Raw genomic sequence first — 14,072 nt, 5'->3', positions numbered from 1 at the left:
TTTTGTTCCCGGCTTAGCTGTGTTTAGTTGCTCACATCCGATAATTATCGAGTGAATGTAAGCCTAATTAAATGAGGCTACAGTTCACACAAAACCCCATGCTCCATGCCATAGACGACATCGACCCAGCCCAACCCGGCCTCACGGTGAGTTACCATGACCACGGTTTTATCCCTGGCAAAATCCGCCAGCGCGGTGAAGACATCCCGCTCCGTATCGCCGTCCAAGCCTTCGGTCGGCTCATCCAGAATCAATACCGGCGCATTTTTAAGATAAAGCCGCGCCAAGGCGATACGCCGCGCTTCCCCTCCCGACACTTTGACGCCGCTTTCGCCTACCCAGGTTTCAAGGCCTTCCGGCAAATAACCGATAAAGTTTTCCAGTCCGGCGGCTTTAACGGCAGCATTGAGTTCTGTTGCGGTGGCGTCCGGTTTGGCAAGCAACAGGTTTTCTTTGATAGTGGCGGCAAACAACTGGCTGCGCTGGGACAATACGCCGAAACAGCTCATTAATTCGTCGGCATCGAATTGCCTGATGTTTTGTCCGGCCAATAACACACTGCCTTGTTCAGGATCGTAATAACGCATTATCAGCTGCAACAAGGTGGTCTTGCCCGAACCGCTGGGGCCGACGATGGCGACTTTAGCGCCTTGCGGAATAGCCAGGCTGATATTGTTCAGCACCCTGCCCTGTTGATCCGAATAGCGAAAGCTCACCTCGTTTAACTGTAAATCATAACGGCCCGGCAATGGCCTTTGAAAGCCCTCACCCCAACCCTCTCCCGAAGGGAGAGGGGGACAAAAGCCCGTGCTGGGTGTAATCGCCGGGGACATTTCCGTAACCTGCCTGATACGCCGGGCGGCTTTTTGGGTTTTCGCCAGCATTTGCATGGCTTGCGGCAAGGGTGTCACCAACTCGAAAGCCGCAATCACGCAAAAAACGACCAAGGCTGAATCCGCTCCCGATAACAAGCCGTCTTTAAATGAAATCGCCGCAAGCGTCAGTGCCATTAACAATGTCAGCTGCGACAACAATAAGGTGAATGCCGATGAAATCGCCGACAAGCGGTTGTTCCGGCGCTGGATGTTAATCATCAAATCGGAAAACTGCCCGAGCTTATCGCTAAACCGCCCGTAGGCCCGGTTGGCGATTAAATCCGCCAAACCTTGAATCATATCGAGTTGCCGAATCCTGAAATTTGCCGCCAATACCACGATTTCTTCCGCACCGGCACGTCCCAGACGGTTAAAAATCCACGGCACCCACACCGCGGCGATCATCAACATAAGACCGGTAGCCAAACTGATGACCGGTGCATAAAAAGCCAAAAAGACGGTAACTCCGATTACGCCAATCGCCGCCACAACAGCAGGAGCCAGCAGTCGCAAATACAGCGCGTCCAACGCGTCAATATCCGCCGTCATGCGTGACAGTAAATCGCCGCTGCGCATAGCCGACAAACGCCCCGGAACCAACGGAATAAGCTGCTGGAAAAACCAGCTGCGTATGCCCGCCAATACCCGAAAAGTCGCTTCATGGGTCACTACCCGCTCGCCGTAACGACCCAACGTGCGGCTGATCGCCAAAGCGCGTATTTGCGCGGCGGGCAGCATAAAATTGAAGACCAGCGTATTGCCGTCAATAGCGACCAATCCGGCTATCGCCGAAGCGCTGATAAACCAGCCGGACAGTGTCAGTAACGCGATAGAGGCAAATGCAGTCAGTAAAGCCAGGAGAATTCCACCGGCTAACCAGGCGCTATGCGGTTTGAATAATTTCAGGAAAAACCATAAATCTTTCATGACACCAGCCGTCCTTGCTGCAATTCTATCCGCCTGTCCATTCGCTGAATCACGTCCGGGTCATGGCTGGCGATAATCAGGGTTTTATCGGCAAACAATCGATCGATGACATCCAACAGCAGCGTTTTGTTGGCGGCATCGAGATTGGCGGTCGGTTCATCCAGCAGGATAATATCGGCATTTTTTAAAAACGCCCTGGCCAGCGCGATTCTTTGCACCTGCCCGCCTGACAGGCCATAGCCCCGCTCGCCAATCGGAGTCAGCAAGTCACCCGGCAATTGCGCGCTGAATTCGGTTACGCCGGCCGCCTGAGCCGCATCAATAATGCTTTGTTTTAATGCATCCGGGTCGGCCAGCGCGATATTGTCTTTGATAGTGCCGTGGAAGATATAGGCGCTTTGTCCCACCCAGGCAATGGCTTTGGCGGCGCATTCGCGGTTAACCGTTTGTCCATTGAGCAACACTTGGCCTTCTGTTGGAGCCTCAAAACCTAACAACAGGTTTAAAAGCGTCGTTTTCCCGGCGCCCGACTCGCCGACCAGAGCAACTTTTTCACCGGCGGCAATGTTCAGGCTGATGTCCGCTAAAACCTGACGTTGACCATACCATTTACTGATATTGTTAAATTCGATGAGATTCGCTAGTTCCCAAGCTCCAGCTTGGGAACTAGGTGAGGGAAGCTCCAGCTTCCCGTCTCGCGAAGCTGCGACTTGCATGGATGCAGGAGGTAGAGCAACGCAGGAGCGGTTGCCGAGAGCTTCGCCCTCTGGGTTCCCAAGCAGGAGCTTGGGAACCAGCGTTCCCACATCGGCATCTTGCTCCAGTATCGTCAGGATAGCGTCAGCCGCACCCAATGCCGCAGCCCGGTCATGATAATTGATCGCCAATTGCCTGAGCGGCATAAAAAAATCGGGGGCCAGCAACAGCACGAACAGCGCTTCACTTAAGCTGATATGCTCGGCCGGGCCGAAATGAGCCAATCCCAATAAGCCCAGACCGACATACACGGCCACCAAGGCAACCGCAATCGCGCTGAAAAACTCCAGGACTGCCGACGACAAGAACGCAATGCGCAATACCGCCATGGTTTTTTCCCGAAAACCGTCGGCAATCTTGTTGATGTTGACTAACTCCTGGGTAGCCTGGCCGAACAATTTAAGTGTGGTCAGTCCTTGCAAGCGATCCAGAAAATAGCCGCTCATTCTCGACATCGCCAAAAACTGGCTGCGATTGGCGGAGGCCGCGCCCATCCCGACTAAGGCCATAAAAACCGGCACCAGCGGCCCGGTCACTAAAAAGATCAAGCCGACCACCCAGTTGATCGGCATGACCGCGATAATCATGATGATCGGCAATACACCGACTATCATTTGTTGCGGCAGATAACGCGAAAAATAATTTTCCAATGCATCGACCTGTTCCAAGGTAACGGCCGCCAACTCACCGCTTTGCCGTTGTTTGATCGCGGCAGGCCCCAGCGTTAAGAACTTGTCGAGTAACTGCTGTCTTACCGACGCCCTGACTTGCGCTCCGGCCTCAAATCCCGCTGTCTGGTGCCAATAAACGCACACGCTACGCAATATGAAAACGGCTGCCAGCACCATGAATGGCGCAATCATCGACGCCCACGGCAGCTTGTCGATAATGACGGCTTGCAGGATATAAGCCAGAGCTGCCGATTGTACAATCACCCCCAAGCCGTTGGTAATGCCTGCAATTGCGGCAAAGAGAATGGGCTTGCGAACGGCCTTGCTTTGCTGTTTTAACCAGACGGCACAGGTTTTCTCTCGGGCTTTATTTTTATCGAAATAGGCTTGATTGTCTGTTTCTGTTAATCGCACTGATTTTTTCGCCACTTGTTGTATTAATGAACAAGCATAACACACCGGCTTTGCATCGTTCCGACGCTCCAAAGGGTCAATGCCATTAAGTTAAATAATTTAGGATATGGCCGACAATAACTTCCCGAAACATAAACTCATCGTTCCCACGCTCTGCGTGGGAATACAGCTTGAACCGCTCTGCGGTTCGGGACGCCGGAGCGTCCCTGACTGGGTTACCACGCAGAACGTGGGAACCATAAGCGGAAGTTATTATTGATGAAGTCCTTAGCATTATTGTGGGCGCGAATTTATTCGCGCTTTTAAATCCACCTGTAGCGCGAATAAATTCGCGCCCACGACATTCATCTATAACTATTTTCGGTTTAACTTAATGGCAATGATGTTCCAAGAGGGAAAACGATAAATGTCGCAATGTGTAGGCAAAATCGACGAAATTGTTCAGCTTTAATTTATTAAGCGCGTTATATAATGCCAATATCGCCTCTAAAACCAAGAGCGCTTGAACCGGCTTCACTAGAAGTCTCACACAAATCAACCCAAGGATATTCCGATGAAAAAGAAATTATTGACGATAGCTATAAGCTCAATCCTGTTGACGGCTTGTGTCACTGACCCTTATACCGGGCAATCCAGTCTCGGTAAGGCGGCCATGGGCGGCGGTCTGGGTGCGGCGGTCGGCGCAGGCGCGGGAACGCTGTTTGGCGGCAACGATCTTAAAAATGCCGGGCTGGGCGCTTTAGCTGGCGGTGTCGTTGGTGCGGCAGTGGGCGCATATATGGATCACCAACAAGAAGAAATGCAGCAGTCGTTGCAAGGTACCGGTATCGAAGTGCAAAGAACAGCGGAAAACACCCTTAACCTGACCATGCCGAGCAACGTTACTTTTGCGTTCGATTCGGCCACTTTAACGCCGCAAGCCCAAGGCGCTCTTGATTCGGTAGCGAAGGTATTGAATCAATATCCCGACTCTACAATCAATGTCACCGGACATACCGATGATGTCGGCTCGGATAGTTATAACCAAGTATTATCCGAACGGCGCGCGGCCAGCGTTTCGAGTTATTTGGCTCAACATGGCGTAACTCCTTCCCGTCTCACCCAGCAAGGCATGGGCGAGAAAATGCCGAAAGTGCCTAATGTGAACGAGGCGAATCGCGGACAGAATCGCCGGGTGGAATTGGCTATTGTCGCCAATAAAAATGCGGGAGCTGCACAACAACAACAACAACAACAACAAGGTTACCCACAACAGCAAGGCTATCCTCAACAACAGGGCTACCCGCAGCAACAAGGTTATCCTCAACAACAGGGCTTTCCGCAGCAACAAGGTTATCCTCAACAGCAGGGCTATCCGCAGCAACAGGGTTACCCTCAGCAGCAAACCTATCCGCAACAACAATATAATTACCCTCAATAACCATCATGAGCTTAAATCGCCCCGTTGTGCTTTCATTTTCCGGTCATGACCCCAGCGGAGGCGCCGGGGTTCAGGCCGATATTGAGGCCTTGGTCAGCCATCGCTGCCATGCCGCCAGCGTCATCACCGCCTTAACCGAACAGGACACCTGGAATGTAAAAAAACTCATTCCGCAAAGCCCGGAAAATATTATCAGTCAGGCCAACACCTTGTTGGACGACCTGCCGGTCAAGGCGTTTAAAATCGGTTTAATCGGCCATCATGAAACCGCAGCCGCCATCCATGCGATATTAAAACAGCACCCGCACATTCCAGTGATATTGGACCCGGTACTAGCGGCGGGCGGCGGCGCTGAATTGTCAAACGATCGGCTCATAGCAACCGTCATCGACTTACTGCTGCCCTGCACTACCCTGTTAACGCCGAACAGCGAAGAAGCGCGAAAACTGGCCGGATTGGAAGACCTTAACGACTGCGGTTTGGCATTGCTGGAGAAAGGCTGCAACTATGTACTGATTACCGGTAGCCATGAAGACACACCGTCGGTCAGCAATCAGCTGTTCCATGACCGGCGCAGTTGGGAAACCTACACCTGGGACAGATTGCCGTTCAGCTATCACGGCTCCGGCTGCACGCTGGCTTCCAGTATTGCGGCATTGATCGCGCACGGCCTGGAGCCCTTGCAAGCGGTCATCGAAGCCCAGGAATACACCTGGAATTCATTAAATGACGCTTACCAACCGGGCAAAGGCCAGCACATTCCCAATCGATTTTTCTGGATGGATGAAGAGTGATTAAATTCCCTGCAAGCGGGCTGTACGCGATTACCCAGACCGAGAACAAATCCGGCGACACCATTATTAACGAAGTTGCAGCGGCCATTAAAGGCGGTGCGGTCATCGTGCAATACCGGGACAAAAACCCGGCTGACGCACCCTTTCTTGCCCGTGAACTGGTTAAAATCTGCCATCAGCATGGCGTGCCGTTGCTGATCAATGACGACATCGAACTTGCGGCTCTGGTCGGCGCTGACGGTGTCCACTTAGGCCGTGAAGACGGGGCTGTCACTCAGGCAAGAAAGCAGTTGGGCAGCGACGCCATTATCGGGGTTTCCTGCTATAACTTTGTCGAACAGGCCATCGCCGCCCAAGCGCAGGGAGCGACTTATGCGGCGTTCGGGCGTTTTTTCCCGTCCTCGTCGAAACCGCTGGCGGCGCCTGCCCAGATCGAAACGCTACGGCAAGCCAAACATGCGCTGACTATCCCCATTGTTGCGATAGGCGGCATTCTGCCGGACAATGGCGCTCAGTTACTTGCGGCGGGAGCCGATTTGTTGGCAGTCATCGGCGGGGTATTCGACCATCAGCCGGAACAATCGGCTCGGGCTTATCAGGCCTTGTTCAGCCGCTAAGGATTTGGTTGAAAATAACTTCCCGAAACCACTATTTTCGATCGTCGAACCGTTCGTGCTGAGCTTGTCGAAGCATGATCGGCTTGACGCGGTAGGCCGAAATTTTCCCGCTCACCCTTCGACAAGCTCAGGGCGAACGGAAAAATTTCACTCAATCCATATCGGGAAGTTATTACTGACCATATCCTAAACGCTTTAAACCAAGCCGGGAAAACATAAGCATGACCGACGATCGTAGAGCATTTATCAAGAAGTCTGTTGCTATCGGCGGTTATTCGATGATTGCGACCGGCGGACTGCTAACCTCCCCCGAAGCAAACGCAGAATGGCTAGCCGAGACCACATCAACCGACATACTGCAGCAAACCATAAAGCGCTTATTCAAAGACCAGGAAATCATCGAATCCGATAAAATCGACATCCAGATTCCCAAAACGGCGGAAAATGGCGCGGCCGTCCCGATTACGGTGACCAGTAGCCTGAACCATGTTGAAAGCATCGCCATTCTGGTCGAAAAAAACCCCATCCCCTTGGCGGCTAAATTTGAATTGTCTCCGGATCTGGAGCCTGTTGTTTCGGCCCGTTTGAAAATAGCCGAATCATCCGCTGTGGCCGTAATCGTAGAGACTAACGAAGGTTTTTTCACCGCCAGCGAGAAAGTCATCGTCACCCCAGGCGGCTGCGAGATTTAACATGTCGAGTATCAAAATACGCACCAAACGCATCGACGGCAAGACGCAAATCAGGATGCTGATAGCCCACCCGATGGAACACGGCCGTAATCGCGACAGCAAAACCAACGCACTCATCCCGGCGCATTTTATTCAGGAACTAACGGTAGAACATAACAAAAACGTGATTATTACCGGCAACACAGGCGCCAATATTTCCAAAGACCCCTACTTTGCTTTTACGCTGAAAGGTGGCAATCCCGGCGATAAAATCACCATCAGCTGGGTGGATAATCTGGGCAATGAAGATGCTCAGGAGCACATTATTAACTGAAGTTACCCACTGTCCACGAAAGACACGAAAGGCACGAAAAAAATAAGGCAGGGGAACACTGGCATTGATACCAGCATCCGGTCAGGTGCCGGCCCTGAGCGTAATCAATGTGAATAACTTGGCATTACACAGTAAGTCTGGAGATAACGACTCTGCGTTTTTTCGTGCCTTTCGTGCCTTTCGTGCTTTTCGTGGACAACGCTTTTCTAATTTATACGTGCAGCTGTTTTAAACGCCATGATAATACCCGCCCTTAGAACCATGACCTGTCGGTACCGATACCGGCAACGCTTTTTGAGGCAATCTTTGATAAAGCGCCACTGGATTCCCATCTAAAACTGTAAGAGCCTGTTTTAATACTCCCCGGTCAAACTCGGGCATATTTTGACTATCGGCTTTTTGAATAAGCTTCAACGCAACATCCAATTTCTGCTCCAGCGTTGTTTCCTCACCCTCCAAATCGGGATGCGCTTCGATGTAAAGCGTATTGTCCAACCATCCCACTTTGATGGGTTGTTTGACCATATACACCGGCGTTCCTACCGGGACCGAGTTATACAAGGCCTCAATATCTTCAGGATACATCCGCACGCAACCATGGGTTATCTGCATACCGATGCCGTAGATCTTGTCAATATCGGTGCCGTGTATCAGATAGCCGCCGGGAACGGCCAGATGCAGCATATAGGCTCCCAGCGGATTATGGGGACCCGGTTGAACCACAGCCGGCAGCGGATCGCCATTCGCCGCATGTTCGCGCCTGATTGATTCCGGCGGATGCCATGCAGGGTCTTTGACTTTCTGCACAATGCTGGTTTTACCCAAAGGCGTTTTCCAATCTTGCCTCCCTATGCCATGCGCGTAAGACATGACCTGCGGCGCAACCCCTTTTTGAGTCGGCGGATAATAATACATCCGGTATTCGGCGATATTCAGGGTAATCCCTTCGTGGGGCGTATCCGGTAAAATACGTCTGTTGGATAAACGCACAATCTCGTCTTTTTTGACTTGCCAACGATCAACGTCGGGATTCAAGCGCACTATTTCCGTTTGTCCCAGAAGAAATCGCCTCGCCACATCCGGCAAAGTCTCGTTTTGTTCCACACGCGTTAAAGGCACATCGTCATGGAATTGAGTGATTACGCTATCATTGCTGTTTTCCGGCAAGGTATAGGTCGTGGCATTGGCAATACCGCCGATAGCGGACAATAAAATCGAACAAGCAAATAGAGAGCGAACTTTCATTACGGTAATTTTCTCGGGTTTATTAACAGGAATTTAGTGGTGGGTAATCTTTAAGCGATTAACAGGGCAACTCCCCACGCAACAAAAGCGGCGCCTACCGCTTTGCAAATGAGCTGTGACTGAAGAGGTATGGACTTCTCCGCTATAACCAACAAGGTTATCAAAGCCATTCCCAGCAGGTTCATCACGCCCACGACAAACATGATCAGCATTTGTGCCCAGCAACAGCCTACGCAGTATGCACCATGTTTCAGACCCATATTAAATGCGCCTGCGCCGCCATCCTGCCATTCGTTTAATAAAAAGCCCATCGGGGTTTTACAATGAGTCAAACAGGCATTTTTTATCGGCATAAACTGGTAAAAACCTGCCAAAAACAAAATACCGGCAGCCGATATTGAATTTTGATTATCCATCATCGGCGACAACCAGGCCAAGCCATACATTTGCCATTGCAGCAGCGTTAACGCGCCACTGAATAACAGCCATATTCCCAGATAGGCCGAAGTAAACAGGTAAGTCAATTTATAAGTCGCTTTATTTTGTTGCCGACAGACACGAACAAACGCCAAAATCATGGGGATGGCGGAAGGCAGCATCATTGCCGCCATCATCACCGCCCACATAAAATAAACCAAAGCGAAGTCGATAAAGCGCCAAGCCAATGGTTCGGAAGGAGGCATCCACATACTCGACATCGGTTGGGATATCATTTGATTATGTTGATAAAACAGATAACCCCAGGCAGTAAAAACCCATGCCAGCACAATGGCCAAAATTGACGTCTGCGTTTTAAACCAGCCCATTACGGCTGATAAACAAATGCGGAGAAATAACCGTTGCGCTCAGAAAACTGCCAGTTTTTATCGTAATCCTGGTACTGGTAATTTTTTGATTTGGCAACCACCGTGGGATGACTTGTTACCACACACAACGGCGGATTGTTAAGGGTTGCTTGTCCGCCTGTTATGCCCTGAATACTTTCAATATCGGCTTGGGCTATGCCGGGAATAATCACACACCGACTGTCGCCCTGCTCCTGATAGTCGATTTTTACTTTTTTCACGCCCAAAACTTCACTGACAAAGCTCATCAAAATGGCCGGGTGGCCGCCTTGTTGACCGCTAAAGAGCTGCACGATCGCATCGAATTGATTGTCATCGGCGCGCTCGTCAACATATAAAGCCGCTTGCCAATTACCGTCTTTCATGTGTCCCGGTGCGTAACAGGCCATCGCAACATTCAAACCGTCCAGCGATTGATCATCCAAATGCCCCTGTTCAATATGCCACGCCACCAACAGTTTACAATCGCCATGCGTCGGCGGTTGCAGCCATACGCAAGGACAGGCGGTTTCGCAGTTACAGGTTTCAAAGTAACTGCCCTGCAAAATCCAGTTTTTGGTTTTCGACATGCTGCCTCCTAAAACGGTTCTTTAAACGGCCTCAAATCCAGCTCATGAGTCCATGCGCTGGGATGTTGTTTGTGGACGGCCCAATAGGTTTCGGCGATGGCATCCAGCTGTAACAAGCCATCCTTTCCTTTAGCCTTAACATAGTCCGGGAACTGGCTTCTTGCCCGTTCGCCGTCGATTACTCCGTCAATAACGGTATGCACCACATGGATGCCTTGCGGCGAAAACTCCCTGGCCATGCCTTGCGCCAACGCCCTTAATCCGGCTTTAGCCGCTGCAAATGCAGTGAACGGCGGCTTTGCCCTTAATGACGCGGTCGCCCCGGTAAAAAACAGCGTTCCCTTTTGCTTATTCTTCATTGCATTAACCGCTTCCTTGCCGAACAAAAAGGCCCCCAGGCAATTCTGCTTCCAAAGCGCAGTAAAGGTTTCCGCGTCCGTTTCCAATAAAGGTGACGGGATATTGCTGTCTACATTATAGGCTGCAATATCAATACTATAACCATCCAGCTGCGCTATTTTGAATAAATGCGACACATCGCGCTCAATAGTTGCATCGGCAATCACTATGCTGACTGAACCGCCCTTTTGCCGGATTTTTACCGCGACCTGTTGAAGCTTGTCTTCACTTCGACCGGCTATGTAAACGTGCAAACCCTTTGCTGCAAAATATTTGGCAAGCGTAGCACCCAGGCCTTGCTCCGGGCCAACGCCGATGATAACGGCTGAACATTTTTGCTCCATGATTCGCTCCCTAAATTGAACATCGTTGAGAAGGGCTAAAGGCTAAAGGCTAAAGGCTAAAGGCTAAAGGCTAAAGGCTAAAAAATTGAAATTCACCTCAACGTAAACGCAAGCTTTTTTCGCCCTTCGCCCTTCGCCCTTCGTCTGTTTTTAATCCTTTCTACCAAATATCAGCGAGAAATTATTGGCAGGCATATTGATCTGCTCTTTTAATTCCAAACCATGGTTTGCCGCCGCCTTTTTCAGGTCTGCGACATCTTTTAAGCCCCATTCCGAAACCCCGGCAGAACTCAATGTCTGATGAAACTCTTTATTGGAATCGGTGGTGAATGTCCCTTCCACCTGGAACGGACCGTAAATCAGCAAAAAACCATCATTATCCAGTAAATGCGAAGCGCATTTCATCATGCCGTCGGCAATTGAAATAGGCGCTACCTGGAAAATATTGATACAGAAAATGGCCGCAAATGAATGCGGCTTGCCTGCATTAAACCAGGTTTCCGGATTGGTTAAATCCAGATGAACGGGGTCGGCAATATTATCGTTCTTGTGATCGATTGACAGTTTCTTGATGTTATCAAAAACTTCTTGATCCTTATCGGAAGGATGAAAATGCAAATGCTCGAAGTGCGGCGCAAAATAGTTGATATGCATGCCGCTGCCGCTGGCGAGTTCCAACACATTTGCCGGATCTTTAGGCAGCTTTTCTTTTAAAACGCCTAACAGCGGTTCGCGGTTGCGGTTTCCGGCCCAAGCTACATATTCGCTTAATGGATGCGGATCTAAAGGGGGTTTATCTTGACTCATCATTGACTCCTCATTGTTAGTTACACTTCAATAATAGCAAGTGTTGTGCCAGCAATTATCAACAATCTTTCTATTAAATTACAAGGACTTGATTTTTAACGTTGCCAGATAAATGAAGCTGTGCTTCAATTAGAGAAAATTTACTTCACAAAACATCATGAACAATAACTCCCTTTCCGGTTTAACACCTGTTTTTTTTCTGCAAACCTTCATCCTTGAGCTGATGCATGCCAGCGAACAACAAGGACAAAAGCACTGCGAGCAATTGATTGAACACATCGCCAAAACTGCCGGATGCTTTTTTGAAGAAACCTATCGGGAAGAAACCCACAAAAGCGAACTGCTCGATAAAGAAAGCTATACCGAACTGATCCTCGGCCTTAAAAACAACATCGGCGGTAAATTTTCACTGGTCTCCAGCAACCCCGATTGCATTACCGTTACCAACAGCTGCTGCCCCTTTGGCGACCGGGTCACCAATTTTCCCGAATTATGCAGAATGACGTCCAGCGTCTTTGGCGGTATTGCAGCCAGAAATTTCGGTTACGCCAAAGTGGAAATCAAGCAAAGCATCGCCCGCCACGACGGCAAGTGCGAAGTTTGCGTCTACACCAACCCGAACGCGGCAAAAGACCGTCCGGGCATGGAATACACCGACACCACACCCGTTAAGGAAATGCAGGATATTAACGAGCTGCACTCGCGCATTGAACAGAGCATGCAACAAATCTGGCGCAAACAAAGCAAACAGCCTGCAAAAAAACACCAGCCTCCGGCGATTATTGCCAAATCGCCGACCATGCAGAAAATATTGCAAGCCATCGAAGTGATAGCGCCGACATTGGCAACAGTGCTGATTCAGGGGCAAACCGGCGTCGGCAAGGAATTGATCGCCCGCGCTATACATGCGATGAGCGACCGCTGCAACAAACCCTTTATCCCGATCAACTGCGGCGCAATTCCCGAAAGCCTGATCGAGAGTGCGTTGTTCGGGCATGAAAAAGGTGCGTTTACCGGCGCCATCGAAGTGCATCAAGGTTATTTTGAGCGGGCCGAAGGCGGAACCTTGTTTCTGGATGAAGTCGACACACTGTCCCCCGCAGCGCAAACCCGGTTGCTTCGAGTACTACAGGAAGGCGAACTGGAAAGAGTCGGCGGCAAACAAACCTTGTCGGTTGACCTGAGAATAATCTCCGCAACCAACAACAACCTTGAAGAGCTGGTTAAGCAAGGCCTGTTTCGCAATGACCTGTATTACCGCATCAACGTGGTTCGGTTAAGCATCCCGCCACTGGCCGAACGCCCGGAAGACATGCCCTATCTGGTGCAATTGATTGTGCAGCGCCTGAGCAAGAAATATAACAAAGCGGTTGAATCGGTCAGCCGTGAAGTCATGCAGAAAATCCGCGCTTATCCATGGCCGGGCAACGTTCGTGAATTGGAAAACATCCTTGAACGCAGCATTTTATTTGCCACCGGCAACGAAATGACCGAGTTGGATTTGCCGCTTCCAGTCAAAGCACTTAACCTCGAGCAATGGAAAGACATTAAAGAACAGGCGCTTGGCAAGGCTGAGCAGGCGTTTCTTGAAAGCGCTCTAAAACAGCATCAGGGTGATGTAAAAAAGACAGCCGAAGATATGGGCATTACTTCGCGGGCTGTCTATACCAAGTTGAAAAAGTATGGGGTTAATTTGGCGGAGTATCGTAAAACCTAACTGACTGGGGCGTTTTAAACCGAGTCCTTGCGCGTAACCAAAGCCGAAACTTGCCGAGGGCTTACCTGCCTCGTTCTGCGATAGTGTATATTGCTGTGATGCACTTTTTACTCAACACATACTTTACAAAATATCAATGCAACTAATCCGCTGCACCAAAAAACTCCAAAAAGAAATAGGGCTTAAAAACGATGCTTTAGTCCAGCCAGACCCCACACCCTCATTATTAGGCTCATGGCATGCCAACCTGATAATCATCGGCCAAAGCCGCTGCGTTTTATTTGTCAACGATAAAACCCTGTTCAACTTCCTGATACCGGATGTCCCAAAAGAGCAATTCTGCCAGCTCGATAGGTTATTCAGAGATTTTTTGCAATGCATACTGGCGGAAGAAGGTTTTGATACAACAACCACCGATAAAATCCTGCAAGAATACGCAGAAATCGGCTTTGCCAATACCAACAGCAAAAGCGTGTTGGGCTCGATGAATGACTTAGCTCAACATTATAAATACCATATTGAGGATGCGGGCGGGGTTCATAGCTACATGATTCCGCAAATCGTCCATGATCTTAATCGTATGCCAATGAGTGCGATAGCCGCTTGCTATCCGATTGACGCTTTGCGTGAATTGTACAAGGCTTGATGCTGGAATGACTCAGGAGCA

Annotated in this window: 14 protein-coding genes; 7 read left to right on the top strand and 7 right to left on the bottom strand. The window is 50.1% G+C overall.

The features are described 5' to 3' along the window. Window positions 1-77: 77 nt before the first annotated feature. Together cydC and cydD are read right to left on the bottom strand one after the other, a co-directional pair. Window positions 78-1,802, bottom strand: coding sequence for a thiol reductant ABC exporter subunit CydC (cydC, locus tag METTU_RS19260; protein ID WP_006893635.1), 1,725 nt, complete (start codon window positions 1,800-1,802; stop codon window positions 78-80). After that, complete coding sequence (cydD, locus tag METTU_RS19255) at window positions 1,799-3,658, bottom strand: thiol reductant ABC exporter subunit CydD (RefSeq protein ID WP_217182932.1); 1,860 nt, start codon at window positions 3,656-3,658, stop codon at window positions 1,799-1,801. The genes cydC and cydD overlap by 4 nt, the downstream gene beginning before the upstream one ends. A gap of 538 nt (window positions 3,659-4,196) precedes the next feature. Between cydD and METTU_RS19250 the strand changes: the two genes are divergently transcribed. The 5 genes from METTU_RS19250 (at window position 4,197) to soxZ (ending at window position 7,479) form a co-directional block, all read left to right on the top strand. After that, on the top strand, window positions 4,197-5,063 hold the full coding sequence (locus METTU_RS19250) for a YiaD family glycine zipper/OmpA-like lipoprotein (protein WP_006893633.1): 867 nt from the start codon (window positions 4,197-4,199) through the stop codon (window positions 5,061-5,063). 5 nt (window positions 5,064-5,068) lie between these two features. After that, on the top strand, window positions 5,069-5,857 hold the full coding sequence (gene thiD, locus METTU_RS19245) for a bifunctional hydroxymethylpyrimidine kinase/phosphomethylpyrimidine kinase (protein WP_006893632.1): 789 nt from the start codon (window positions 5,069-5,071) through the stop codon (window positions 5,855-5,857). Then, window positions 5,857-6,474 carry a thiamine phosphate synthase gene (gene thiE, locus METTU_RS19240; protein ID WP_040581557.1) on the top strand — a complete coding sequence of 206 codons (618 nt, stop codon included), beginning with the start codon at window positions 5,857-5,859 and terminating at the stop codon, window positions 6,472-6,474. Before thiD ends, thiE begins: the two co-directional genes overlap by 1 nt. A 221-nt stretch (window positions 6,475-6,695) precedes the next feature. After that, window positions 6,696-7,166, top strand: coding sequence for a thiosulfate oxidation carrier protein SoxY (gene soxY, locus METTU_RS19235; protein WP_006893630.1), 471 nt, complete (start codon window positions 6,696-6,698; stop codon window positions 7,164-7,166). A gap of 1 nt (window position 7,167) precedes the next feature. After that, complete coding sequence (gene soxZ, locus METTU_RS19230) at window positions 7,168-7,479, top strand: thiosulfate oxidation carrier complex protein SoxZ (protein WP_006893629.1); 312 nt, start codon at window positions 7,168-7,170, stop codon at window positions 7,477-7,479. A gap of 228 nt (window positions 7,480-7,707) precedes the next feature. Here the strand turns inward: soxZ and METTU_RS19225 are convergent, their stop codons facing one another. The 5 genes from METTU_RS19225 to METTU_RS19205 all read right to left on the bottom strand — a co-directional run bounded on the left by METTU_RS19225 (window position 7,708) and on the right by METTU_RS19205 (window position 11,688). Beyond that, window positions 7,708-8,724 carry a L,D-transpeptidase family protein gene (locus tag METTU_RS19225; RefSeq protein ID WP_006893628.1) on the bottom strand — a complete coding sequence of 339 codons (1,017 nt, stop codon included), beginning with the start codon at window positions 8,722-8,724 and terminating at the stop codon, window positions 7,708-7,710. A gap of 50 nt (window positions 8,725-8,774) precedes the next feature. Next, on the bottom strand, window positions 8,775-9,437 hold the full coding sequence (locus tag METTU_RS19220; protein WP_254258059.1) for a DUF2182 domain-containing protein: 663 nt from the start codon (window positions 9,435-9,437) through the stop codon (window positions 8,775-8,777). A 92-nt stretch (window positions 9,438-9,529) separates the two neighbouring features. Then, the gene (locus METTU_RS19215; protein WP_006893626.1) at window positions 9,530-10,138 is read right to left on the bottom strand and encodes a DUF1326 domain-containing protein; all 609 of its coding nucleotides are present in this window, start codon (window positions 10,136-10,138) and stop codon (window positions 9,530-9,532) included. 8 nt (window positions 10,139-10,146) lie between these two features. After that, entirely contained in the window at window positions 10,147-10,881 is a 735-nt protein-coding gene (locus METTU_RS19210) for an SDR family NAD(P)-dependent oxidoreductase (RefSeq protein WP_006893625.1), read from the bottom strand. 150 nt (window positions 10,882-11,031) lie between these two features. Beyond that, the gene (locus METTU_RS19205) at window positions 11,032-11,688 is read right to left on the bottom strand and encodes a DUF938 domain-containing protein (protein ID WP_006893624.1); all 657 of its coding nucleotides are present in this window, start codon (window positions 11,686-11,688) and stop codon (window positions 11,032-11,034) included. 157 nt (window positions 11,689-11,845) lie between these two features. Here METTU_RS19205 and METTU_RS19200 point away from each other — a divergent pair, with 157 nt between their 5' ends. Both METTU_RS19200 and METTU_RS19195 read left to right on the top strand, forming a co-directional pair. Next, window positions 11,846-13,405, top strand: coding sequence for a sigma 54-interacting transcriptional regulator (locus METTU_RS19200; protein ID WP_006893623.1), 1,560 nt, complete (start codon window positions 11,846-11,848; stop codon window positions 13,403-13,405). Window positions 13,406-13,541: 136 nt separating this feature from the next. After that, complete coding sequence (locus METTU_RS19195) at window positions 13,542-14,051, top strand: DUF6933 domain-containing protein (RefSeq protein WP_006893622.1); 510 nt, start codon at window positions 13,542-13,544, stop codon at window positions 14,049-14,051. Window positions 14,052-14,072 lie beyond the last annotated feature (21 nt).

The sequence above is a fragment of the Methylobacter tundripaludum SV96 genome (assembly GCF_000190755.2).
GTDB lineage: Bacteria > Pseudomonadota > Gammaproteobacteria > Methylococcales > Methylomonadaceae > Methylobacter_A > Methylobacter_A tundripaludum.
The sequence above is the reverse complement of the archived record's forward strand: the minus strand, read 5'-3'. Positions and strand labels throughout refer to the sequence as shown.